The 23,814-nt window shown below is 64.1% G+C and carries 22 protein-coding genes; 6 read left to right on the top strand and 16 right to left on the bottom strand.

Annotation, left to right across the window (positions count from 1 at the left end):
• Positions 1-43: 43 nt before the first annotated feature.
• The 3 genes from X750_RS146690 to X750_RS146700 all read right to left on the bottom strand — a co-directional run bounded on the left by X750_RS146690 (position 44) and on the right by X750_RS146700 (position 3,546).
• Positions 44-952 (bottom strand): DMT family transporter, encoded by a 909-nt coding sequence (locus X750_RS146690; protein ID WP_023672707.1) that lies wholly within the window; start codon positions 950-952, stop codon positions 44-46.
• A 51-nt stretch (positions 953-1,003) separates the two neighbouring features.
• A complete protein-coding gene (locus X750_RS146695; RefSeq protein WP_023689123.1) occupies positions 1,004-1,891 on the bottom strand; it encodes a DMT family transporter in 888 nt (295 codons plus the stop codon).
• Positions 1,892-2,040: 149 nt separating this feature from the next.
• Positions 2,041-3,546, bottom strand: coding sequence for an alpha/beta hydrolase (locus X750_RS146700; protein ID WP_023747921.1), 1,506 nt, complete (start codon positions 3,544-3,546; stop codon positions 2,041-2,043).
• A 287-nt stretch (positions 3,547-3,833) separates the two neighbouring features.
• Here X750_RS146700 and X750_RS146705 point away from each other — a divergent pair, with 287 nt between their 5' ends.
• The gene (locus tag X750_RS146705) at positions 3,834-4,340 is read left to right on the top strand and encodes an OsmC family protein (protein ID WP_023672710.1); all 507 of its coding nucleotides are present in this window, start codon (positions 3,834-3,836) and stop codon (positions 4,338-4,340) included.
• A 152-nt stretch (positions 4,341-4,492) separates the two neighbouring features.
• Here the strand turns inward: X750_RS146705 and X750_RS146710 are convergent, their stop codons facing one another.
• The 13 genes from X750_RS146710 to X750_RS146770 form a co-directional block, all read right to left on the bottom strand.
• Positions 4,493-4,714 (bottom strand): hypothetical protein, encoded by a 222-nt coding sequence (locus tag X750_RS146710; protein ID WP_023689120.1) that lies wholly within the window; start codon positions 4,712-4,714, stop codon positions 4,493-4,495.
• Positions 4,715-4,848: 134 nt separating this feature from the next.
• Complete coding sequence (locus X750_RS146715) at positions 4,849-5,478, bottom strand: hypothetical protein (protein ID WP_023747920.1); 630 nt, start codon at positions 5,476-5,478, stop codon at positions 4,849-4,851.
• A 77-nt stretch (positions 5,479-5,555) separates the two neighbouring features.
• Positions 5,556-6,311, bottom strand: a complete 756-nt coding sequence (locus X750_RS146720; protein WP_023705364.1) for an SDR family NAD(P)-dependent oxidoreductase — start codon at positions 6,309-6,311, stop codon at positions 5,556-5,558.
• 30 nt (positions 6,312-6,341) lie between these two features.
• Positions 6,342-7,823, bottom strand: a complete 1,482-nt coding sequence (gene purF / locus X750_RS146725; protein WP_023711952.1) for an amidophosphoribosyltransferase — start codon at positions 7,821-7,823, stop codon at positions 6,342-6,344.
• 131 nt (positions 7,824-7,954) lie between these two features.
• On the bottom strand, positions 7,955-8,626 hold the full coding sequence (locus tag X750_RS146730; RefSeq protein WP_023747919.1) for a CvpA family protein: 672 nt from the start codon (positions 8,624-8,626) through the stop codon (positions 7,955-7,957).
• Positions 8,627-8,674: 48 nt separating this feature from the next.
• On the bottom strand, positions 8,675-10,078 hold the full coding sequence (gene radA / locus X750_RS146735) for a DNA repair protein RadA (protein WP_023747918.1): 1,404 nt from the start codon (positions 10,076-10,078) through the stop codon (positions 8,675-8,677).
• Positions 10,079-10,309: 231 nt separating this feature from the next.
• Positions 10,310-11,803, bottom strand: a complete 1,494-nt coding sequence (locus tag X750_RS146740) for a replicative DNA helicase (protein ID WP_023672717.1) — start codon at positions 11,801-11,803, stop codon at positions 10,310-10,312.
• Between the two features lie 220 nt (positions 11,804-12,023).
• Positions 12,024-13,001, bottom strand: coding sequence for a small ribosomal subunit Rsm22 family protein (locus tag X750_RS146745; RefSeq protein WP_023733856.1), 978 nt, complete (start codon positions 12,999-13,001; stop codon positions 12,024-12,026).
• Between the two features lie 157 nt (positions 13,002-13,158).
• A complete protein-coding gene (locus X750_RS146750; protein WP_023672720.1) occupies positions 13,159-14,508 on the bottom strand; it encodes a cyclopropane-fatty-acyl-phospholipid synthase family protein in 1,350 nt (449 codons plus the stop codon).
• A 186-nt stretch (positions 14,509-14,694) separates the two neighbouring features.
• Positions 14,695-15,282, bottom strand: coding sequence for a 50S ribosomal protein L9 (gene rplI, locus X750_RS146755; RefSeq protein WP_023672721.1), 588 nt, complete (start codon positions 15,280-15,282; stop codon positions 14,695-14,697).
• Between the two features lie 265 nt (positions 15,283-15,547).
• On the bottom strand, positions 15,548-15,796 hold the full coding sequence (rpsR, locus tag X750_RS146760) for a 30S ribosomal protein S18 (protein ID WP_006203718.1): 249 nt from the start codon (positions 15,794-15,796) through the stop codon (positions 15,548-15,550).
• The gene (rpsF, locus tag X750_RS146765; protein WP_023672722.1) at positions 15,796-16,296 is read right to left on the bottom strand and encodes a 30S ribosomal protein S6; all 501 of its coding nucleotides are present in this window, start codon (positions 16,294-16,296) and stop codon (positions 15,796-15,798) included. Before rpsF ends, rpsR begins: the two co-directional genes overlap by 1 nt.
• Before the next feature lie 312 nt (positions 16,297-16,608).
• Positions 16,609-18,537 (bottom strand): LTA synthase family protein, encoded by a 1,929-nt coding sequence (locus X750_RS146770; protein WP_023747917.1) that lies wholly within the window; start codon positions 18,535-18,537, stop codon positions 16,609-16,611.
• A 277-nt stretch (positions 18,538-18,814) separates the two neighbouring features.
• On the opposite strand from X750_RS146770, the gene fabD reads away from it, so the two are divergent.
• The 5 genes from fabD to mltG all read left to right on the top strand — a co-directional run bounded on the left by fabD (position 18,815) and on the right by mltG (position 23,774).
• The gene (gene fabD / locus X750_RS146775; RefSeq protein ID WP_023747916.1) at positions 18,815-19,762 is read left to right on the top strand and encodes an ACP S-malonyltransferase; all 948 of its coding nucleotides are present in this window, start codon (positions 18,815-18,817) and stop codon (positions 19,760-19,762) included.
• Between the two features lie 60 nt (positions 19,763-19,822).
• The gene (fabG, locus tag X750_RS146780; protein WP_023747915.1) at positions 19,823-20,560 is read left to right on the top strand and encodes a 3-oxoacyl-[acyl-carrier-protein] reductase; all 738 of its coding nucleotides are present in this window, start codon (positions 19,823-19,825) and stop codon (positions 20,558-20,560) included.
• Positions 20,561-20,781: 221 nt separating this feature from the next.
• Complete coding sequence (locus X750_RS146785; protein ID WP_006203723.1) at positions 20,782-21,018, top strand: acyl carrier protein; 237 nt, start codon at positions 20,782-20,784, stop codon at positions 21,016-21,018.
• A gap of 34 nt (positions 21,019-21,052) precedes the next feature.
• Complete coding sequence (fabF, locus tag X750_RS146790; RefSeq protein WP_023685687.1) at positions 21,053-22,315, top strand: beta-ketoacyl-ACP synthase II; 1,263 nt, start codon at positions 21,053-21,055, stop codon at positions 22,313-22,315.
• Between the two features lie 202 nt (positions 22,316-22,517).
• Positions 22,518-23,774, top strand: coding sequence for an endolytic transglycosylase MltG (gene mltG, locus X750_RS146795; protein WP_023715070.1), 1,257 nt, complete (start codon positions 22,518-22,520; stop codon positions 23,772-23,774).
• Positions 23,775-23,814 lie beyond the last annotated feature (40 nt).

The raw sequence follows: 23,814 nt of genomic DNA, 5'->3' as shown, positions 1-23,814 counted from the left end.
AAACTGCCTGATCCGCATGATGGTTCCATGACTTGGAAAATAATTATTGGGTTGCCGCACTTTTTCTCGCGGCCAGCCAGTCGCGCCCCGCATGGGCGAAAACCGCGCACAGTACTATGGCGCCGCCGATCAGGCTGGCGGCCGGCGCGATCTCGCCGAGGAACAGGAAGGCGAACAGGATCGCAAACGGCACTTCGGCGGCACCGAGAAGGCCGGACTCGGGCGCAGGGATCAGCCGCGAGCCTTCCGTCCACAGGATCGACGCCGCCGCGAACGATCCTCCGAAGGCGACGAGCAGCACGGCGTCGCGAGCAGAAATCGCCAGGGGGTCGGTGACGAACCAGCCGAGCACGAACAGCAGAAGCGCCGAGACTGCGCCCGCCCACACCACCGGCGTGTCGCGGAAGGCGCGCACCATGATCATGTAGAGCGCGCTGCCGGCGGTCATCAGCAGCGCGAGCCCATCGCCAAACAGATGACCGCTGCCGAAGCCGGAGCCGACCATCATCGCTACGCCGCACAGCGAAACGGCGGCGGCGGCAAGCGTCTGCGCCCGGAACGGCTCGCGCACCAGCACGAAGGCGAGCAGCGCGGTGATGAAGGGCGCGGTGGCGTAGATGACAGCGACATTGGCGACATAGGTGAATTTGAACGCCGAGATGAAGGCGATGCTGGCCGCGGCGCCCTCAAGGGCCAGCAGCCAGCCGCGCCAGCCAAGTCGCAAGCTTTCCCGCCCGCCGGAGCGGCGCCGGCGCCACAGCACATAGAAGGTGATCAGGATCGCGCCGACAAAGCCGCGCCAGCAAGTGATGGTCAGCGGGTCGGTGTGGATCGATTTGGTCAGCACGCCGGTGAGGGCGAAGAAAGCCGCCGAGGCCGCCACCAGCATGATGCCGAGCGTACGCTCGGCAGCGGTATCTGTGGTGCCTGGGCCGTCGAGCGCTTCCGTCATCTCAGCAGCCTATCCGTCTTCTCCTGCCACCATGCTGTCAGCACGGGGTACTCATAGCCGCTTGCGGAAATGCTCGTTGCCGATGATCAGCAGGCCGGCGCCGACGATCAACGCCGCCCCCAGAAACACCTCGCGACGCGGCACGTCGCCCCAGATCGCAAAGCCGAGCCCGAAGGCCCAGACCAATGAGGTGTATTCGAACGGCGCCACGATCGACACCGGCGCCCGCTTCATGCCTTCGAACAGCATAAATTGCGCCACGCCGCCGAGCGCGCCGACGCTGATCAAAAGCAGCAACTGGCGCCAGTCCGGCATCTGCCAGACCAACAGCGCCGGCACCGTGGAAAACACCAGGAAGTAGAAATTGTTGAGCACAAGCTGGATCAGCGTGCGCTCGGCCAGCGCCGTCTTGCGCAACAGCACCACGGCAATGCCCCACAGCACTGCCGCAGCCAGTACCAAGAGCATCGGCACGGACAAGCCGAGACGAGTGGGATCACAGGCGATGAAGACGCCGACGAAGCCGATGAACACCGCCAGCCAGCGCAACAGCGGCACCTTTTCGCCAAGCATCACCACCGACAGCACGGTGACGATGATCGGGGCGGCGTAATAGATGGTGGTGAGTTCGGCCAGCTGCAGGGAGCGGGCCGCGTTGTAGTAGCAGAGCCAGGCGCCGAGCGTGAAGGCGCTGCGCACCAGCATCGGCCGCACGATGGGCGAGCGCATTGTGTCGGCAAAGATGGGCGGTCCGCCGATTGCAGCACAGCCGATAAGCACAGCGATCGAGCGGAAGAACATGATCTGCCAGACGCTGATGCCGACGACCAGAAGCTTGATCGCGGCGTCCTGCGTCGAAAACAGGAAATAGGCGCAGCCGGTGAACAGGATGCCGGCAAGCACCCTTTCGCGGGTTTCCAGAATGGCAATATCGGCCATGCGGCGTGTCCGGCGCTGTCAAGAGGACGAAGAAGAAGCCTGCGCCAATCAGGCTCCCATTGCAGGCTATACGGGCGAAAGCCCGCGGGGCGCTACGCCAGTGGCAAGCTTGCGTTGGCGCAGCCTGGCCGACAGCGTGGGCACGCCGTTCACTGTGTTGCCTGGTAGAGCTCCGAAGCGGCCTCCTTCAGGGCGCGTCGGCCGCCCGGCCTGAGATACATCATGTGGCCGCCCTCGATGACGTCGAGACGGATAGGTTTTGCCCCGCCGAGCGTCGGGATTTGGCTCACCAGATAGCGTGAGGCCAGATAGGGAGTGACCAGATCGGTGTCGCCGTTGACGATCACCACGCCGAGCCCCGGGTTGAGCGAGCGCGCCCGCTGCAGATCGTCCATCACCCCGGCATAGCCTTGCCGCGAGCCGCCATAGTCCCAGGCGTGGGTCACATCGCCATTGAGCAACCTGTAGCTGACATCGGTGCGAAAATTCAGCTCGTCGCGCGCATAACCGACAAAGGCCGAGGTCAGCGCCGGCACGCTGCGGTCGAGCACCGGATCTGGGCCGGCGCTGCGGGCGCTCTCCGGGGCGATGTCGCTGGTGGCGATGGTGCCGTCATACGGGCTGAGCACTTTTCCACTGGGGCGCTGGAATTCGCGCGCGAACAGGGCGGTCGGGATGCGGGCGAAATTGCGTTGCACGAGGTCGAGCGGCAGGCCGGTGATCTCGGCCACGCGCTGGCTGGCCAGCCGCCCACCCTGTTCCAGCCCGCCGGCCAGAGCGGTGAGGTAGTCACCCATAGCATAGTGTTCGACCTCGGCGAGCTTTTCGCGCAGCGCCTCGCCGCTGAGGCCTTCGCTGCGCAGGCGCACCGCCGCCAGCGAGGGCAGTTCCAGCGCCCAATGCAGTGGCTGGAATTCGTCGGGCAGCACCAGCGTGAACTCCAGTGCAGGCGAGATCAGCACGATGCCGTTGGGGCTCAGGCCGACATCTTCCTGCAGGGTCCTGGCGAGAAGTGCCGCGCGGAACCCGCCATAGCTTTCGCCGGCAAGGAAGAGCGGCGATCCGGTGCGGCCGTTCTGGGCGAGATAGAGCCGGATGAAAGCGCCGATCGAACTGGCGTCCTGGCTGACGCCCCAAAAATCTTTCGTGTCCTGGCCGGGGGCCTCGCGGCTGTAGCCGGTGCCGACCGGATCGACGAAGACGAGGTCGGTCATGTCGAGCCAGCTGTCGGGATTGTCGATCAGCTTTTGCGGCGGCGGCAGGAATTGGCCATCGGCGCCGGTCGCGACGACACGCGGGCCGAGTGCGCCGAGATGCAGATAGGCGGATGCCGCGCCCGGGCCGCCATTGAAGACGAAGGTGATGGGGCGAGCCTTCTCCGCGCCCGCCAGTGGCGGCAGCGTGTAGGCGACATAGAAGATTTCCGCGGTGACCTCGCCCTTGCCGGATAGCAGCGACAGCGTGCCGGCCTTTGCCTGATAGTCCAGCTTGCGCCCGGCAATGGTGATTGAATGGCTGGTCGTCTGCGGTGCCGGCAGCAGCGACAGCACGCCGCCTGCCGGGGCGGGGCGCTCGGGCGTTTCGGCGAGGCCGGGCTGCGCGAAGGCTGCAAGCACCAACAGGGTAAGCGAGATCAGTTTCAGCTTGAACGGCATGATGCCTCCGCGGGAATGACTCTGCTTAGGTATGGCTCGGGCGGTCGAAGTCAAAGTAGCTCTTCGCGAGCTAGCGTTCCTTCACGCCCCCTCTGTCCTGCCGGACATCCCCCACAGGGATGGAGATTGGATGTCGCGACCGCCTTCGCTAATCGCCGGCGTAGAAAGCGCCATCGGCGGAGCTGCAGATCTCCCCCTGTGGGGAGGTGGCCGGTAGGCAGAGGGGGGCGCTGTCTCGCCGGCATATCAGTGCTATCAAAGTGCGAAGGACCTGAAAGGAATGCAACATGGACGCCACCGCACTCAAGGCCATGCAGGCACCGATCAAGGAGGCTTATCGCGACGATTCCTCTCGAGCGCTGATCACGCTTCGCGCCAAAGGCTCCATCGACGACCAGTCGATTGCCTGCAAGGTCGAGACGGGCAGGGCGCTGGCGGTCGCCGGCCTGCATCCGGCGACCGGCGGTTCCGGGCTCGAATTGTGTTCGGGCGATATGCTTTTGGAGGCGCTGGTGGCGTGCGCCGGCGTGACGCTGAAGGCAGTGGCGACGGCGCTGGAATTCAGGCTTGGCGCAGCCACCGTCGAGGCCGAAGGCGATCTCGACTTTCGCGGCACGCTGGGCGTGGCCAAGGACGCCCCCGTGGGCTTTCGCGCCATCCGGCTGAATTTCAACCTCGACACGGATGAGCCGCAGGCGCGCATCGATTCGCTCATCAAGCTGACCGAACGCTATTGCGTGGTGTTCCAGACCATCAACAGCAAGCCGGAGCTGACGGTGAGTGCGCGCGCCTGATCTCCCCCCTTGAGGGGGAGATGTCGCCGAAGGCGACAGAGGGGGTCGGGCCGACTGGACGCGACGCCCTTTGTGCGGAAGGAGGTTGGCACTCTACGCGAGGCGACCCCCTCTGGCCTGCCGGCCATCTCCCCTCGAGGGGGGAGATTGCGCTACTGCGCCGCCGGCTCTTCCGCATCACCCTCATCGGTGAAAGGCGAGGCGCTCGGCACGCAGTTCACCGCCCAGCCGGCCGGCGTCGGCTGCTTCTGATATTCGGTGATGGCGTTGGTGCACTGTTCGCGGGTGTCGAAGGTGCTGGGCAGCACCACCATGCCGCCTTGCGGGCCGGCGATCACCAGGTACCAGACCAATGCTACGCTGGGAGCAGCCATGGGAATTCCTCGCTTTGCTGGGTGTCGGAGTCGGTTGACCCTAGCAACTCCCGGCTGATGGCGAAAGCAGGGCGATGGGGGAGCGGCTCGCCGGACCATCACAGACCCGTGAACAGAACCGCTCCCGAGCCCGCTTAGTTCGCGGCAAAGCAGTAGAACAGGCCGTCGCCGCCGGTGCCTTTCAGCGCCTCCTGGCTGCAGCCGCCGCGCGAGGCATGCGAGGAGTTCCAGGATTTCGCCGCCGCCGACTCGTCAAGGCCGGTGCGGTCGTGGTGGCCCATCATCGCCGCGCCCTCCGCCCCGCTCAAGGTCCAGTCGCCGCAGGTCTGGTCGGCGATCTTGGTGCCGTCGGGCTTCGAGCCGGTCAATATGTCGTGCCGGTTCGGCTTGTCGCCGCGGCCGTTGACCATCTCGCCCTTTTCGTTGAGCGCCGTCTGCTTGGTGATGGCGTTGGCGTCGCTGTGCAGCGAGGCGACGTCATCGGCGATCTTCTCGCCCTTGGCGTTGACCCAGGGACCCTTGCCGATACGGTCGCGCGCATCGACATTGGCGCTCGAGAGATAGGCGTGCCATTCCTTGCCGGTAACCCCAGCCGCTTCCGCCAGCGAGGCGCAATGCGCGTCGGCACCCTTGAGACCGCCGAGATCGGCGCCCTTGCCGGAACCGACGCTGGTGACGAAGAAACTCATCTTGGCGTCTTGCGCCAGCGCCACGCCGGCTGTGGCGGCAATCGCGGCGGCGGCAACGAGAAGAAGTCTACGCATGTCGGTCCTCCGGTTTCGAATGTCCTACATTCGAAGAAACGTAACTGGAGGCCTGTTTAATCCCGCTACAACCCGGTTTATTCCGGCTGCCGGTAGGCGACGAAGCGGTTGTTCTTGACCTGGAAGATCAGCCCCGTCTCTTTCATCTCGGGGCTCGCCAGCGGCACGATGCGTTTTGCCACCTCTGACGGGTGCGGCAGCGTTTCCGGATCCTCGCCGGGCGCGGCCTGCGCACGCATGGCGGTGCGGGTGGCGCCGGGGTCGACCGCATTGATGCGGAGCGCCAGGCTCTGCGTCTCATGCGCCCAGGAACGCGTCATGGCTTCCACAGCCGCCTTCGACGCCGCATAGGGCGCCCAGAAGGCGCGCGCCGAATGCGCGGCCCCGGACGACATGAGAATGGCGCGGCCGGCGTCGGACAGCCTGAGCAGCGGGTCGACCGAGCGGATCAGCCGCCAGGTCGAGGTGACATTGATGGTCATAACCTTCTCGAAGGTTTTGGCCTCGACATGGCCGATCGGCGAGATGACGCCGAGCACACCGGCATTGGCCACCAGAATGTCGAGCTTGCCCCAGCGCTCGTGAATGGCGCCGCCCAGCCGGTCGATGCCGGCCATGTCTGAGAGGTCGAGAGGCACCAAAGTCGCTTCGCCCTTGCCGGTTTTCGCGCGCTCGGCCTTGATCTGGTCGTCGAGTTCTTCCAGCCCGCCGACGGTCCGGGCTACCGCAATGACATGCGCGCCGGCGGCGGCAAGTTCCTTGGCGATGAAGTAGCCGATGCCGCGCGAGGCGCCGGTAACGACCGCGACGCGGCCGGAGAGGTCGAGGGTCATGCGAGCGCTTTCAAGGATAGCAGTTGGGCTTTACGCCCCGTTGTTCGCCAGCAGCGACAGCGTGCGCACATTGTCGTGGCCTTCGAAGTCGAGCAGGCGGGTCGGGTACTGGCCGGTGAAACAGGCGTCGCAGAATTGCGGCTGCTCATTGTCGCGGCTGGCTTCGCCGACGGCGCGGTAGAGCCCGTCAATGGTGAGGAAGCCGAGCGAATCGACACGGATGAACTCGGCCATTTCCTCGATCGACATGCGCGATGCCAAAAGCTTCGACTTCTCCGGCGTGTCGACGCCGTAGAAGCACGACGCGCTGGTCGGCGGCGAGGCGATTCGCATGTGCACTTCCTTGGCGCCGGCGTCGCGCACCATCTGCACGATCTTCTGGCTGGTGGTGCCGCGCACGATCGAATCGTCGACCAACACCACGCGCTTGCCCTCGATCATCCGGCGGTTGGCGTTGTGCTTGAGCTTGACGCCCATATGGCGGATCGAATCGCCGGGCTGGATGAAGGTTCGGCCGACATAGTGGTTGCGGATGATACCGAGTTCGAAGGGGATGCCTGCCGCCTGGGAAAAGCCGATTGCCGCCGGCGTGCCGGAATCCGGCACCGGCACGACGATATCGGCATCGACCGGGCTTTCCTGCGCCAATTCGGCGCCGATACGCTTGCGCACTTCGTAGACATTGCGGCCTTCGACCGAGGAGTCCGGGCGGGCGAAATAGACATATTCGAAGATGCAGAAGCGGGTCTTCTGCGGCTCGAAGGGGAACAGGCTCTCGATGCCCTTCGAGGTCACCACGACCATTTCGCCGGGCTTCAGGTCGCGCACGAAGCGGGCGCCGATAATGTCGAGCGCGCAGGTTTCGGAGGCCAGGATCCAGGCGCCGTCGAGGTCGCCGAGCACCAGCGGGCGGATGCCGAGCGGATCGCGGCAGCCGATCATCTTCTTGGAGGTCATCGCAACCAGCGAGAAAGCGCCTTCAACCTGACGCACGGCGTCGATGAAGCGCGAATTCAAATCGCGTTCCTTGCTGGTGGCAACGAGATGCAGCAGCGTCTCGGTGTCGGAGGTCGACGAGAAGATCGCGCCCTGTTTCTGCAGCGCGCGCTGCACGGTCATGGCGTTGGTGAGATTGCCGTTATGGGCGACGGCAAAGCCGCCATCGGCGAGTTCGGCGAAGAAGGGCTGGATGTTGCGCATGCCGGCGCCGCCCGTCGTGGCATAGCGCGTGTGGCCGATGGCACGGTTGCCTTGCAGGCTGTCGATGACGTGCTGCTTGGTGAAGGTGTCGCCGATCAGGCCGACATGGCGTTCGACATGGAACTGCGTGCCGTCATAGGAGACGATGCCGGCCGCTTCCTGGCCGCGATGCTGCAGCGCATGCAGGCCTAGTGTGACGATGGCCGCAGCGTCCTGCCGGCCGAAAATGCCGAACACCCCGCATTCATCGTGGAAATGATCGTCTGCTTCGGCGGAAAGGACGTCGTCCGCGTCTGCCTTCGAAACTGCCATGGGGCTCAAGCTCCGCTAAAATGGCCATATAGTGCGATAGCACCGCGAAAGCAACGCACGTCGTGCGCCGTTCACACCATAGTCAGGCCGGAACTGCCGGGATGGCGCCTGTCCGGCACCATCCGTCCGTATCAGTTTGCCGGCGCGGCCGGAGCCGGAGCCGGAGCAGCGGGCGCGGGTGCGTTATCGGCCGGAGCGTCGGTCTCGTCGTCGGGCGCCGGCGTATCGTCACCGGTTGCCGGAGCATCCGCCGCCGGTGCATCGGCCGCCGGAGGCGTCTCGGCTGCCGGCTGATTCGGATTGAGCTTCTTCAGGATGGCGTTTTCCGGATCTTCGGGCAGCAGGCTTTCCAGCTTGGCGCCGATGGTCTCGAGCAGCGGCTTCGACTTGGCGTTGGCGATCCAGGCAGGGGCCTTGGCGCCGGCCAGCCAGTTGAAGAACAGCAGCGCCACGGCGACGACGAGGACGCCGCGCGCGGCGCCATAGAGGAAGCCCAGCGTACGGTCGAGCGCGCCGATCCTGGAATCGATGATCCAGTCGGCAAGCTTCATGGTGATGACGGAAACGACGATCAGCGCGATGAGGAAGACGATGCCGGCGGATGCCGCCATGGCGATCTTGTCGCTTTCGACATAGGGCTGAACGTAAGGCAGCACCGGCTTGTAGAAGAAGAATGCCGCCGCGGCGGCAGCCGCCCAGGACACGACGGACAGGATTTCGCGTGACAGGCCGCGAACCATGGCGAGCATCGCCGAGACCAGGGTGAAGCCGACGAGAATTCCGTCCAGCAGCGTAATCGGCATGTCTTTCGCCCCACTCAGATTGTCTTTTCACGGCTCGGGCGAGCCGCGTCAATCTTCCACGTCGACACGGCTGCGCCGTGAGCCGGCTATGCGTGCGACGAGATCGGCAAGTTCGGTCGGCTGGAAAGCGCCGGCCCCGATCCCCCCGACAACCTCCTCGCTGCCCAAGGGCAGAACCGCACTTCCAAAACCCAGCTTTTCGGCCTCTTTAAGGCGCTGCTGCGCATGCGCAACCGGCCTCACTGCGCCCGACAGGCTGATTTCGCCGAAATAGACGCAATCGGCGGGAAGGGCAAGACCGGTGAGCGACGAAACCAGTGCAGCGGCAACCGCCAGATCGGCCGCCGGCTCGGAAATCCGGTAGCCGCCGGCGACGTTGAGGTAGACATCGTGGGTGCCGAAGCGCACGCCGCAATGGGCTTCGAGCACGGCAAGGATCATCGACAGCCGTGCGCCGTCCCAGCCGACGACGGCACGGCGCGGCGTGCCCAATGTGGACGGCGCCACCAGCGCCTGGATCTCGACCAGCACCGGACGTGTGCCTTCCATGCCGGCAAATACCGCGGAACCCGGCGATTTTGCGTGGCGTTCGCCGAGGAACAGCTCCGACGGATTGGCGACCTCGCGCAAGCCCTTGTCCGACATCTCGAAGACGCCGATCTCGTCGGTCGGCCCAAAACGGTTCTTCACCGTGCGCAGGATGCGGTAGTGATGGCCGCCTTCGCCTTCGAAATAGAGAACGGCGTCGACCATGTGCTCGACGACGCGCGGACCGGCGATCTGGCCTTCCTTGGTGACATGGCCGACCAGCACGATGGCAGCACCGGTGGATTTGGCGTAGCGGATCATCGCTTGCGCCGAGGCGCGCACCTGGGTGACGGTGCCGGGCGCCGAGTCGGCCATGTCGGTCCACAGCGTCTGGATGGAATCGAGGATGACGAGGTCCGGCCTTCTGCCATCGGCTATTGTTGCCAGGATATCCTCGACATTGGTCTCGGCGGCAAGTTCGACCGGCGTGTCGGCGACGCCAAGCCGCTGCGCCCGCAGCCGGATCTGCGCGACAGCCTCTTCGCCCGAGACATAGACGATGCGGTGGCCTTTTGACGCCAATGCTGCTGCGGCCTGGGTAAGCAGCGTCGACTTGCCGATGCCGGGATCGCCGCCGACCAGCAGCGCCGAGCCGCGCACGAAACCGCCGCCGGTGGCGCGGTCGAGTTCGCCAATGCCGGAGATGATCCGCGGCGCATCCTCGATGTCACCGGACAGGCTGGTCAGCACCACGGCGCGGCCCTTGCGCGCATTGCGCGTGTTGGCCGGTCCCGACCCGATGCCGCCGGACGTGCCTTCCTCGACGAGTGTGTTCCACTCGCCGCAGGCATCGCATTTGCCGGCCCAGCGCTGATGCACCGACCCGCAATTCTGGCAGATGAACTGGACGCGCGATTTAGCCATCAGGCGCGGCCTGCTTCGAGCGTTGCTAGAAAGGCTGGTGGGGCACCACCCCCCTCTGGCCTGCCGGCCATCTCCCCCTCAAGGGGGGAGATCAGCAGCTTTGGTCTCGGCGCCCACCGTGCCACGTTGATAATTGGCGAAAGCCGACATGACATCCAATCTCCCCCCTTGAGGGGGAGATGTCCGGCAGGACAGAGGGGGGTGCGAAGGAATGAAGCCTTTCTCAACAGACTACTCGAACCTCTCCGCAATATGATGCTCTTCGGCGAGGTCGGAAAACCGTGTGAACTCGCCATGGAAGGCGAGGCTCACCGAACCTGTCGGGCCGTGGCGCTGCTTGGCGACGATGACTTCGGCCTTGCCGCGCATCTCGTTCATCTCGTGTTCCCACTTGATGTATTCGTCGGTGCCGGGCTTCGGTTCGCGGTTCTTCAGATAATATTCCTCGCGGTAGACGAACATCACCACGTCGGCGTCCTGCTCGATCGAGCCGGATTCGCGAAGATCGGACAGCTGCGGGCGCTTGTCTTCGCGGCTTTCGACCTGACGCGACAGCTGCGACAGCGCGATGATCGGAACGGAGAGTTCCTTGGCCAGCGCCTTGAGGCCGGTGGTGATCTCGGTGATTTCCTGCACCCGGTTCTGCGACGATTTCGCGCTCGACCCCTGCATCAGCTGGATATAGTCGATGACGATGAGGTCGAGGCCGCGCTGACGCTTCAGCCGCCGCGCCCGCGCCGACAGCTGCGCGATCGAGATACCGCCGGTCTGGTCGATGAACAGCGGGATCTTCTGCATGGTCTGCGAGCAGGCGACCAGCTTTTCGAAATCCATCTCTGAAATCTCGCCGCGGCGGATTTTTGACGACGAAATTTCCGTCTGTTCGGAAATGATGCGGGTGGCGAGCTGCTCGGACGACATTTCCAGTGAGAAGAAGCCGACGACGCCGCCATTGGCTGCCTTGAACGAGCCGTCGGCCTGTTGCGCCGGCTCATACATCTCGGCGATGTTGAAGGCGATGTTGGTGGCGAGCGACGTCTTGCCCATGCCCGGACGGCCGGCAATGATGATCAGATCCGACGCCTGCAGGCCACCCATGCGGCGGTCGAGATCGCGCATGCCGGTGGCGAGGCCCGACAAATGGCCGTCGCGCATATAGGCGGCGTTGGCCATGTCGACGGCGGTCTTGACCGCGTCGGTGAAGCTCTCGAAGCCGCCGTCGTAACGGCCGGTTTCGGCCAGTTCGAACAGCCGCCGCTCGGCATCCTCGATCTGTTCGGACGGCGCCATGTCGACCGGCGCGTCATAGGCGATGTTGACCATGTCCTCGCCGACGGTAATCAGTGCCCGGCGCGTGGCCAGATCGTAGATGGCGCGGCCATAATCGGTGGCATTGACGACGGTGACGGCTTCGACCGCCAGACGAACCACATATTGCGCCACCGTCATGTCGCCGACCTTCTCGTCGGCCGGCAGGAAGGTTTTCAGCGTGATCGGCGTCGCCACCTTGCCCATGCGGATGAGCTCGGCCGCGACCTCGAAGATTTTCCGGTGCAGCGGCTCGTAGAAATGGCCGGCCTTGAGGAAGTCGGAGACGCGGTAGAAGGCATCGTTGTTGACGAGGATGGCGCCGAGCAGCGCCTGCTCTGCCTCGATGTTGTTCGGCGCTTCACGATAAAGCGGTTGCTGCTCCGCCACGCCGAATTTTCGCGCTGCCTCTGCCATGATGTCCCCGATTTTGATCCCGGCTTCTCGATATCAGAACGAGATAAATCGGTGCTGACCTTTCTGCATCACCGCACGACCAATCAACCTCGATGCCCGTTGTTCACAGGGGCCGCAAACCGTCCACAGAAGAGTGTTTCCGCGCCCCGATTCCGGTTGACTCAGAAAGGCGCTGACTTTTATCCGAGTCGTTGGAACAGAGCAAGAACAATCTCGGTGATTATCCGCTTCTTCCGTCCAGTGTATCGCCCCAGTCCAGCCGCCGCGCTGCCTTGAACAGCTCGCCCTCGCGCTTGGTGAAAAGTGTCTCGCCGGCGCCGCCATCCGGCTGGCACAGTTTGAGCAGCACCTTGCCGGAGCCCGATTTCGGCGGCGCAATCACGCGGGGCGGATGTACAGGCGCGGGTTGCCGCGACGCCGCGACGTAGATGAATTTCTCGTCCTCCCACGGCACGTCCGCGTCTTTGGCCAGGCGATGAAGGCGCGAGCGGGCGACGCGGCGCGAAAAATGGCACCAGTCGGGCGGCTCAAGCGGGCAGGGCGCCTCATGCGGACAAGGCGCCAGCACATGCGCCCCGGCCTCCAGCAATTGCCTGCGCACTGCCAGGATGCGCTGCCAGCCTGCCGGTGTGCCGGGCTCGACGATCAGCAGTGTGTCGCCGGTCAAATGCCAGAGCCGGCCGACAAGCTTCGGCAGCGATGCTGGCGCGATCTCGTCCAGCACATAGGCGCAGGTGACGAGGTCGGCAGGCTTGAGATCGGCAAGGTCGATGGTCACGTCGCCAGCGCGCCAGTCCATCCTCGTGGCGATGGTATCAAGGGCGAGCGACTGGCCAACCTTGCGCACCGCGGCGCTTGCTTCAACCAGAACCGCCTCTTCGAGGTCGGGCCACAGGTCTGTAGTGGCCCAAAGCACCGTGCCAGGACCGGCGCCGACATCGAGCAAGCTCGTTGGCTGGAAATCGGGCCGCGCATAGGCGAGTTCGTCGAGACCGGCCCGTACCGCCGCGTAGGTCGCCGGCAGCCGCGTCGCCAGATAGGCTTTTACCGCCATCTCTTCGGCCATGTGCAGGCGGCCGTCGCGCAATTCGGCGCGGTAGCGGTCAGACAGCGTCTTCGCCGCCTGGCGCAGCACCGCCAGCGGTATCGTTTCGAGCAGGCGCTCGACGCCTTGTCGCAGCGAGGCGGGGAGTTCCACGCTCAGGCTCCGCGTGCCGCGAGCACCGAGGCGCCGGCGAACTCGACAAGGGTGGTGGCGATGGTGGGCAGGCAGGTCATTAAAAAAGGTCTCGCGAGAACGAGACCTTTTTCAGTGTCAGAGCCGTCAATGGCAAGCGGCAATCGCAATCGAGGCGTTATTCGCGATCCGCCACCTTGCGACGGCGCGCTGGCTTGGCCGCAACGGACCTGACAGCAACGGACCTGGCAGGCACAGACCTGGCGACAGCAGGCTCGGCGGCCGCCGCCTCCTGACGATGCCCCATTTCGCGCATTTCGAGCGCCTTTTCACATTTGGCCATGTAGTCGCGCGTCATCGGCAGCGTGTCGTTCTTCTTGGCGATCTGGATCTGGAAGATCACCAGATCCTGCCAGCGGAAGGCGGCTTCCGAAGCCGCCAGATAGAACTCCCACATCCTGCAGAAGCGCTCGTCGTAGATGGCTTTGGCCTTGTCGCGGTTGGCGGCAAAGCGCTGGCCCCAATGCTTCAGCGTATCGGCATAGTGCAGCCGCAGAATCTCGATGTCGGTGACCACAAGCCCCGACTTCTCGATCGCCGGCATCACCTCCGACAGCGAGGGAATGTAGCCGCCCGGAAAAATGTACTTGCGGATAAAGGCGCTGGTCGCCCACGGCACGCCGGAGCGGCCGATCGTGTGCAAGAGCATGACGCCGTCGGGCTTCAACAGCGTCGCCGACTTGTCGAAGAAGGTGCGGAAGTGGTTGACGCCGACATGCTCGAACATGCCGACCGAGACGATGCGGTCGAAGCGTTCGTTGAGTTCGCGGTAGTCCTTGAGATCGAAATGCACGCGGTCCTGCAAGCCTTGCGCATGCGCCCGGTCGGTGGCGACGCCGTGCTGCTCGGTCGACAGCGTCACGCCTTGCACGTCGACATCGAAAGCCTTGGCGAGATAGAGGCCGAGCCCACCCCAGCCGGAGCCGATATCGAGCACGGTCTGGCCGGCCTTCAGCCTGAGCTTGGCGGCGATATGGCGTTTCTTGGCCATCTGCGCCTCGTCGAGCGTCATGTCCGGCTGTTCGAAGTAGGCGCAGGAATACTGCATGTCGTCGTCGAGGAAGAGCCGGTAGAGGTCACCCGACAAATCATAGTGGCGCTGCACGTTGCGGCGCGCCCGTGATGCGGTGTTGATCTGCTGCAGGCGGCGAAAGGCGTGGCGCAGACCCTCGATGGCCTTCGACCAGGTGGCGTCGATACCGCCACTGCCCATGTTCTGGAAGGCGATGCGCATCATACCCAGTACGCCGCCCTCGATGATGTCGAGTTCGCCGTCCATATAGGCTTCCGGCACGGCCAGCATCGGATCGAAGGTAATGGCGCGCTCGGCATGCGCGGTCTTGATGTGCATATGCACCGGCTCGCCGCTGCCGTCGCCGAAAACCACTGTCGAGCCCTTCGGGCCGGTGACTTTCAGATTGCCCGTACGCACCAGGCGGTCGAGAACGCGTTTCAACAGAATATTCATCACCAAATGTCCCCTCACGGTCAGACTGGCGGACCAATTCTGCAACAATATATAGGGGTTCGAAAAGTTCCATTTGGCCCAAAAATGCCCGGGCGAGAGGCCCGGGCATTGGTCCAGAAAGGCTGGATGACGAGGAAGTGATTGGAGCGCTGCTCCCCTCGCTTCCCGATCACGCCCCGTGCGGGATCAGGCGTTGTCTTCTTCGCCGCCTTCGAACTCGGTGTTCGGGTCGAAGAAGTTCTCCGGCCGTGCGTTGTCGTTGATGTCATCGCCATAGATGGCTTCGGCGGTGGTCAGCGTCTCGCCCTTGGCCTGGCGCTCGGCTTCGTCGGCCGTGCGGGCGATGTTGAGGCTGATGGTGACCTCGACTTCCGGATGCAGCGCAATCGCCACATTGGTGACGCCGATGGTCTTGATCGGCTGGTTGAGCTGGATCTGGTTGCGGTTGACCGAGAACCCTTCGGCGGTCAGCAGGTCGGCGATGTCGCGGGTCGACACCGAACCGTAGAGCTGGCCGGTCTCGCCGGCCGAACGTACGGCGATGAAGCTCTTGCCGTCGAGCTTTTCGGCAACCTGGCTGGCTTCCGACTTGCGCTCGAGGTTGCGGGCTTCGAGCTGCGCGCGCTGTCCTTCGAACTTCTTCTTGTTGGCTTCGTTGGCGCGCAGCGCCTTGCCCTGCGGCAAGAGGAAGTTGCGGGCAAAGCCGTCCTTGACCTTGACGGTATCGCCCATCTGGCCGAGGCGGGAAACGCGTTCGAGAAGAATCACTTGCATGGTCTTGTTCCTTCGTCTGGCACCGACCGCGGGATCGGCGCCGAATTGAATGGAACAGGTCAGGAAGCTCTGAGCGCCTTTGCGCCGGTGTCGCTGTCCTGCCTGTCGCGGCAGTTAGAGGCTTTTCACCTCAACTCGGGATTTCAATGCACGTCGCCAAGAGTGGTCCCGGTTTTGGGACAACGACATGCATCATCAAATTACCCCTGGGCGCCCGTCGCCGTGGGAGAAGGAAGCAGGCGGCGAACCGCCTGCTTCGGAGATCTTAGCGAACCACGTAGGGCAGCAGGCCGAGGAAGCGGGCGCGCTTGATCGCCTTGGCGAGTTCGCGCTGCTTCTTCTGGCTGACGGCGGTGATGCGCGACGGCACGATCTTGCCGCGCTCGGAAATGTAGCGCTGCAGAAGACGCACGTCCTTGTAGTCGATCTTGGGCGCGTTGGCGCCGGAGAACGGGCAGGTCTTGCGGCGGCGATGGAACGGGCGCCGGGTCGGGATCTGATTGATGTCGACCATTATTCTGCACCTCCTTCAACGCCTTCGCGCGGACGGCGCGGACCACGATCGCCACCGGCGTCGCCAAATGAGCGCGGCGGACGATCGCCACGGTCGCCGCGATCACGGTCGCCGAACGAGCGCGGACCACGATCACCACGGTCGCGGTCGCCGAAGCCGCCGCGTTCCGAGCGCTCTTCGCGCTTCTGCATCATGGCCGACGGGCCTTCCTCATGCGCCTCGACCTTGACGGTCAGGAAACGCAGCACGTCCTCGGACAGGCCCATCTGGCGCTCCATCTCGTTGAGCGCTGCCGGCGGGCAGTTGAGGTCCATAAGCGTGTAGTAAGCCTTCCGGTTCTTGTTGACCCGGTAGGTGAGGGACTTCAGTCCCCAGTTCTCGACCCGGCCGACGGACCCGCCATTTGCGGAGATGACGCCCTTGTACTGTTCGACAAGCGCATCGACCTGCTGCTGCGAGAGGTCCTGCCGGGCAAGGAACACATGTTCGTATAGAGCCATAGTGGTTCAGTGCCTTTCTTCGTTTCTCTCCCGGATCCTCGCGGCAAAAGCCTCTGCAACTTCTCTGACCCGCTGATCCCGAGGGGGCGGGGAAGAAAGGAGCATTTCGAGACGGTCGAGAGCGGAGACACGGGAGGCGGAAGCGCTTCTGGCTTCACACGAAGGTTTTGGGTAAAACCTCCGGCCCTCCGTTCAGCCCCCAGCAAGGACCGGCAGATTGCGGGCGTCTATATAGCAAATTGGCTGGAAGGCAAGGGTAACGCATGCTCCGGACAGCGTCCTGGCGTCGCAGGGTTGGAAAAATACCAGGCATCAACTCGTATGCGGGGTACGACCGTTGATCGTTTCGGGGAAGAAGTCCGGGGCCGCCTTACGCTTGCCGAACATCATGTCGTATTGCAGCAGGCGGAAATCGTTGATCGCCGGATCAACATCCTTCTGCCGCGCCCAGTCCGGCGTGGCCTCACCTGACGGTGTCAGAAGCAGATTGCGGTCGACGACGCGATAGCGTTCGCGCAGCGCGCCCAGGAAGCCGGTGTAGTAGGGGTGCGTGATCCCGGCCGTCGTAAGGATATGGTAGGGCAGGAAGGCTGGGCTCACGGCGCCCATATCCTGCGCCGGACCGGTGCGGTTAGACCAGATGACCAGCGGCGTCTGATGATGCTCCAGTGCCGCCTCGGGCGTCGGTTCCTTGCGCGGCGCGACATTGTCCTTCAGGTAACCGGTTTCGACATAGACGGGGCCGAGCGGCGGCAGATGGTCGCCGAAGAAGGCGATGACCGTCGGCCGCTCGCGCTTCTTCGCCCATTCGATCAATCGCTCGAGGCCACGGTCGGCATCGGCCGATCCCTCGGCGTAGCTGAGCAGCGATTCCCGCGCCCACGTGCTGATCGGTGCCACGACCTTGTGGGTCGGATTGTAATAGCGGTACGGCTCGTAGGGACCGTGGTTCTGCAGGCTGACGGCGAAGAAGAACACCGGCCGCTCGCTGGCGTCGGCCTCTGCGATGATCTCGTCGGTCATCGACGCATCGGAAGCCAGCGGCCCGCGCTTTTCCAGTGGCGGCAGCGTCTCTTCCGAGCGGAAATCGTTGAAACCGAAATCGGCATAGACGGCGCCCCTGTTCCAGAACCAGTTGGTGCCCGGATGGATGGCGCGCGCCCGGTAGCCCTCGCTTTTCAGGAAGGTCGCCAGCGACGGCGTCGGCGTGCGCACATATTGCTGGTAGGGGATCGAGCCCGCCGGCAGGAAGGCATTGGAAAAGCCGGTCAGCGCCTCGAATTCGATGTTGGCGGTCATGCCGCCGAATTCCGGCGAGAACATATAGCCGGAACGCAGCGCCCGCACATTGGGGATCGGGTCAGGCGTGATTGTGACGCCGGGCAGCTTGGTCGGATCCCAGAAAGATTCGCTCATCACCACGATGATGTCGGGTTTCTCATCCGGTACCGAGGCCGCCACAGCAGGCCTGTCGATCGCGTCGATCGCCTTGTCGGAATAGCCCGCCGGCGCCGAGACATGCGCCATCGGCACGTTGAGCGCGAAGGCCAGCGCAAACCCGTTGGAGGCGTAGTTCTCCTTCTGGTCCCACATGATCGGGATGATCTGCAGCCGGTCTCGGGTCCACGAGAAGGTGGCGTAGTCCATGATCGAGACGAAGAAGGCGAGCAGCGGCACTGCCAGCGTCAGCCGCGCCAGCCGCCCTTTGCGGCTGAGGATCGGAACCTTGCGGCGCCACAACCGCCAGCCATAGATCAGCAGCGACAGGCCGGCGACGATGCCGACCGCCATGGCGAGCGCCGTCCAAGGCCGTTCGCGCACCAGGAGCGGCATCAGTGCCATGATCTGGCGCGAATAAAGAAAATCGGTTGGGTAGAGCGGATCGCCGAGATAATGCGACTTCTGATGCCCGACAAAGGCCAGCGCCAGCGTCAGCGGCGCCACGATCATCAGGCTCTGGTGACTGCGGCCAAACACGGCGTCCAGTCCCATCAGCACCAATGCAAAGACAATGATGGTGGTCCAGCCCGGCTTGAATGGCTGCAGGAAGAAGTCGACTGTGCCGAAGAAGTCGCCGCGCACGATCCATTCGATGGCGAACACCAGGATGGCGGAGGCAAGCAGCGTGACCAGACCGTAGCGGATGACCGGCCATCTGCGCCCCGGCAGGTAGCCGGTGGACGGATCGTCTTCCAAGAACTGTGGCGCGGGTACGGCCGCGCCCTTCCTGATCCTAGCCACGTCTCTTCCCCCGGCCCAAGCAACGCGCATTTCCACTCGCGCCACCGTTCTGTCATAGAACTGTCATGCAAAAGCTAGCGCCTGTGGCGAAAATAAGAAGAGCCAGCAAACGATTCGTGAGCGGTTTTCATCAGGTGTGATCGGCAAAAAGCCTTTGGGAACAGGGACTCGAGGTCAGCTCCGGTTCAAGCGAGAGCGGAAATGCCGCCTCCGGGCTTGACTTGACGGTCCGCCTTGCGTCACAGGCAGGAAAAATCAGCCGCTGGAGAGCGCCCAAATGGCCGTCGCATTCACCTTTCCGGGACAGGGCAGCCAGGCTGTCGGCATGGGCAAGGACCTCGCCGACGCCTTCCCCGAGGCACGCAGGGCGTTCGAGGAAGTCGATGATGCGTTGGGCGAAAAGCTGTCGAAACTGATCTGGGAAGGCCCGGAAGAGGCGCTGACCCTGACTGCCAATGCCCAGCCGGCGCTGATGGCGGTCTCGCTGGCGGGAATCCGCTCGCTGGAAGCGCGCGGCTTTTCGCTGAAGGACAAGGTTGCCTACGTTGCCGGTCATTCGCTCGGCGAATATTCCGCCCTTGCCGCGGCCGGTTTCGTTTCGGTCGCCGATGCTGCCCGGCTGCTGCGCATCCGCGGCAACGCCATGCAGGCGGCGGTGCCGGCCGGCGAGGGCGCCATGGCGGCGATCATCGGACTGGAACAGCCCGACGTCGAAGCCGCTTGCACCGAGGCCGCAACGGGATCCGGCAAGGTCTGCCAGATCGCCAACGACAATGGCGGCGGCCAGCTGGTGATCTCCGGCGCCAGGGCGGCGGTGGAACTCGCCGCGAAACTGTGCACCGAAAAGGGCGCCAAGCGGGCGCTGATGCTGCAGGTCTCCGCACCCTTCCATTCGGCGCTGATGGCGCCGGCGGCCGATGTCATGCGCGAGGCGCTGGCGGGCGTGACCAAGAATGCACCGGTCGTGCCCGTCGTCTCCAACGTCACTGTAGCCCCGACCCGCGACCCCGACGAGATCGCGCGCCGCCTGGTCGAGCAGATCACCGGCCGCGTGCGCTGGCGCGAAACGGTGGAGTGGTTCGGCGCCAATGGCGTCGCCACGCTCTTTGAGATCGGCGCCGGCAAGGTGCTTTCCGGCCTGGCGCGGCGGATCAGCCGCGACATCACCACATCGGCCGTCGGCACGCCGGCCGAAGTCGAGGCGGCGCTGGCCGCGCTTGCATAATCCACTGGCGATTCAACCCCTCCCGTGGGAAGGGTGTTCTCTTAAGATCAGGAGACGAAAATGTTCGAACTGACCGGCCGCAAGGCGCTCGTCACCGGCGCATCGGGCGGCATTGGCGAGGCGATTGTCCGGGTGCTGCATGCGCAAGGCGCCATTGTCGGCCTGCACGGCACCCGCATCGAGAAACTGGAGACCCTGGCCGGCGAACTCGGCGACCGGGTAAAGCTGTTCCCGGCCAATCTAGCCGACCGTGACGAGGTCAAGGCGCTTGGCCAGAAGGCCGAAGCCGAACTCGAAGGCGTCGACATACTGGTCAACAATGCCGGCATCACCAAGGACGGCCTGTTCGTGCGCATGGCGGACGCGGATTGGGACAGCGTGCTGGAGGTGAACCTCACCGCCGTGTTCCGGCTGACCCGCGAGCTGACCCATCCGATGATGCGCCGCCGCCATGGCCGCATCATCAACATCACCTCGGTGGTCGGCGTCACCGGCAATCCTGGCCAGACCAATTATTGCGCCTCCAAGGCCGGCATGATCGGCTTTTCCAAGTCGCTGGCGCAGGAGATCGCCACCCGCAACATCACCGTCAACTGCGTCGCCCCGGGCTTTATCGAATCGGCCATGACCGACAAGCTCAACGACAAGCAGAAAGACGCGATAATGGCCGCGATCCCGACGCGCCGCATGGGCACGAGTGGTGAAGTGGCGTCGGCCGTCGCCTATCTCGCCTCCAACGAGGCAGCCTACGTCACCGGCCAGACCATCCATGTCAACGGCGGCATGGCCATGATCTGACGGGATATTGCCGGGTGATAAGAAGACATGGCCGGCTTGTGAAAAGAGACCATTTCGCCTTGGACCTCAGCCATTTTTCGTGTAATGCGGCCCGCAACCCGGCGGTTCGGGCAAAAACCGGTCCGGCATCGTTGCGTTTCCGGCAGGACCATCTTTCAGCTTGATTAGCGGCATTCTGCCCGCTAACGAAGACAGACAAACAAAAGACGAGGATGCCCCAAATGAGTGACACCGCAGAGCGCGTCAAGAAGATCGTCATCGAACATCTTGGCGTCGATGCCGACAAGGTGACGGAGCAGGCGAGCTTCATCGATGATCTGGGCGCGGACAGCCTCGACACGGTCGAACTCGTCATGGCCTTCGAAGAAGAGTTCGGCGTCGAGATTCCGGACGATGCGGCCGAGACCATCCTGACCGTCGGCGATGCCGTGAAGTACATCGACAAGGCTTCGGCCTGACACTATCCGCAGTCATCACCGGGGAGGACCTGCGATGAGGCGTGTCGTCGTCACGGGCCTTGGCCTGGTTTCGCCGTTCGGCATGGGCTTCGAGCACAGCTGGAAGGAACTTCTGACCGGCCGCAGCGCCGCCAAGCGCGTCACCGAGTTCGAAGTGGAAGATCTTGCCTGCAAGATAGCCCACGTCATTCCGCGCGGTGACGGCACCAACGGCACGCTCAATCCCGAAGCCGTGCTCGAGCCCAAGGAACTGCGCAAGATCGGCGACTTCATCCTTTACGGGATTGCGGCCGCCGACGAAGCGCTGAAGGATTCCGGCTGGGAGCCCAGCACCGAAGCCGAGCGCTGCGCCACCGGCGTCATGATCGGCTCCGGCATTGGCGGCCTCGAGGGCATCGCCGAGAACGCTATCATCCTGAAAGAGCGCGGACCGCGCCGTATCAGTCCATTCTTCATTCCCGGCAACATTATCAACCTGGTATCTGGCCAGGTATCGATCCGGCATGGGCTGAAAGGCCCCAACCACGCCGTCGTCACCGCCTGCTCGACCGGCGCGCACGCCATTGGCGATGCCGCCCGGCTGATCATCTTCGGCGATGCCGACGTGATGCTGGCCGGCGGCGCGGAATCGCCGGTGACCAGACTATCGCTTGCCGGCTTCGCTGCTTGCCGGGCACTGTCCACCGACCGCAACGACACGCCTGAGAAGGCCTCGCGTCCCTATGACCGCGACCGTGACGGCTTCGTCATGGGCGAGGGCGCCGGGGTCGTCGTGCTGGAAGAACTCGAACACGCCAAGGCGCGCGGCGCCAAGATCTATGCCGAGGTCACCGGCTACGGCCTGACCGGCGATGCCTATCACATCACTGCACCGGCCGAAGACGGCGACGGCGCCTTCCGCTGCATGACGGCGGCGCTGAACCGGGCCAAGCTGACGCCCGCCGACGTCGACTACATCAACGCGCACGGCACCTCGACCATGGCCGACACGATCGAACTCGGCGCCGTCGAGCGGCTGGTCGGCAACGCCGCCTCGAAAATCTCGATGTCGTCGACCAAGTCGTCGATCGGCCATCTCCTGGGTGCCGCGGGCGCCGCCGAGGCGATCTTTTCGATCCTCGCTATCAGAGACAACATCGCGCCAGCCACCATCAATCTTGACAACCCGGAACGCGAAACCGCGATCGATCTTGTTCCGAACACGCCACGGCATCGCCAGGTCGACGTGGCGCTGTCCAACTCCTTCGGCTTCGGCGGCACCAACGCTTCGCTGGTATTCCAGCGTTATACAGGCTGATTGCGGTATCGACCGGCGCGCCAGCGGTCTGTCGTCAATTTTGCCATATTCAAGCCTACTCTGCCGCTGGGGATTCGTCGCATCGGCCTGAAACCGAAGGCGCTTTTTTTAAAAGCACGATGCGTAGGCTTGAAATGTTAGGGCACGCTGTGCGTCCAATCGGGCGCATGGTCGCTCTAAGAGATCAGATGGTAGGGCGCTAATGAACACCAATCCGGGCGGCAGCGGACAATTCGGACAAAACCAGCAGACCGGCCCGATCGTGCCGAAGACCGCGGCCGAAGCTTTGCGCCCGGAAGCCGGCACACCACCACCAAAGCGCTCGCGCGCCTCGCGCAGCCAAGTCGTCGTGTTCATGAACTTCGTCATCTCCGCGGTGATGTTGATGATCCTCGCCGCCGGCGTTTCGCTCTATTTCGGCAAGCAGGCATTCAACGAACCGGGCCCGTCGGTGGCCGGCGACACCTTCCTGGTCAAGCCGAGCACCGGCGTCCAGGATATTGCCGACCAGCTCGAACGGCGTGGGCTGATCAGCGATGCCCGCATCTTCCGCATCGCCGTGCGGGTCTATGGCAATGATTCAGCGCTGAAGGCAGGCGAATACGAGATAAAGCCGCGCGCCTCCATGCGCGACATCATGGAGCTTCTGAAGAGCGGCAAGTCGGTGATGTATTCGCTGACCATTCCCGAGGGCCTGACGGTCGAGCAGGCGCTGCAGCGCATCGCCGAGCAGGATGCGCTGACCGGCGACATGCCGGCCGCCAAGCCGGCTGAGGGCAGCCTCGCCACCGACACGCTGCGCTTTACCCGCGGCGCCACGCGCCAACAGATGGTCGACAAGCTGCTCGCCGACCAGAAGAAGTTGGTCGACGAGGTCTGGCAGCGGCGCGCGCCCGACCTGCCTCTGGCCAATGTCGACGACTTCGTCACCTTGGCCTCGATCGTCGAAAAGGAAACCGGCCGGGGCGACGAGCGCTCGCGCGTTGCCGCCGTCTTCCTCAACCGTCTGGCCAAGGGCATGCGGCTGCAATCCGATCCGACCATCATTTACGGCCTGTTCGGCGGCAAGGGCAAACCCGCCGACCGGCCGATTTATCAATCTGACATCCAGAAACAGACGCCTTACAACACCTATCTGATCAACGGCCTGCCGCCGACGCCGATCGCCAATCCCGGCCGCGCCGCGCTCGAAGCCGTCGCCAACCCGTCGAAGACCGATGATCTCTATTTCGTCGCCGACGGCACCGGCGGCCACGTCTTTGCCACCACGCTTGCCGAGCACAATGAGAACGTTGCCCGCTACCGGGCACTGCAGAAGAAGCAGGCTGAAGACGCCGCCAAGGGCGCCAAGACTCCGGGCCAGACCGATGCGCCGGCGGATGGCGACGACAACGGTGACGCAAGTGGCGATGCCGCCGGTGACAGCGGTGATGCCGGCGATACGGGTGCCGCCCAGTAGCAGGCCGGCGCTTTCAGACGGATCGACCTTAAGCGATGCG

This window comes from Mesorhizobium sp. LNJC391B00 (genome assembly GCF_000502535.1).
In the GTDB taxonomy this organism is placed as follows: Bacteria; Pseudomonadota; Alphaproteobacteria; order Rhizobiales; family Rhizobiaceae; genus Mesorhizobium.
The sequence above is the reverse complement of the archived record's forward strand: the minus strand, read 5'-3'. Positions and strand labels throughout refer to the sequence as shown.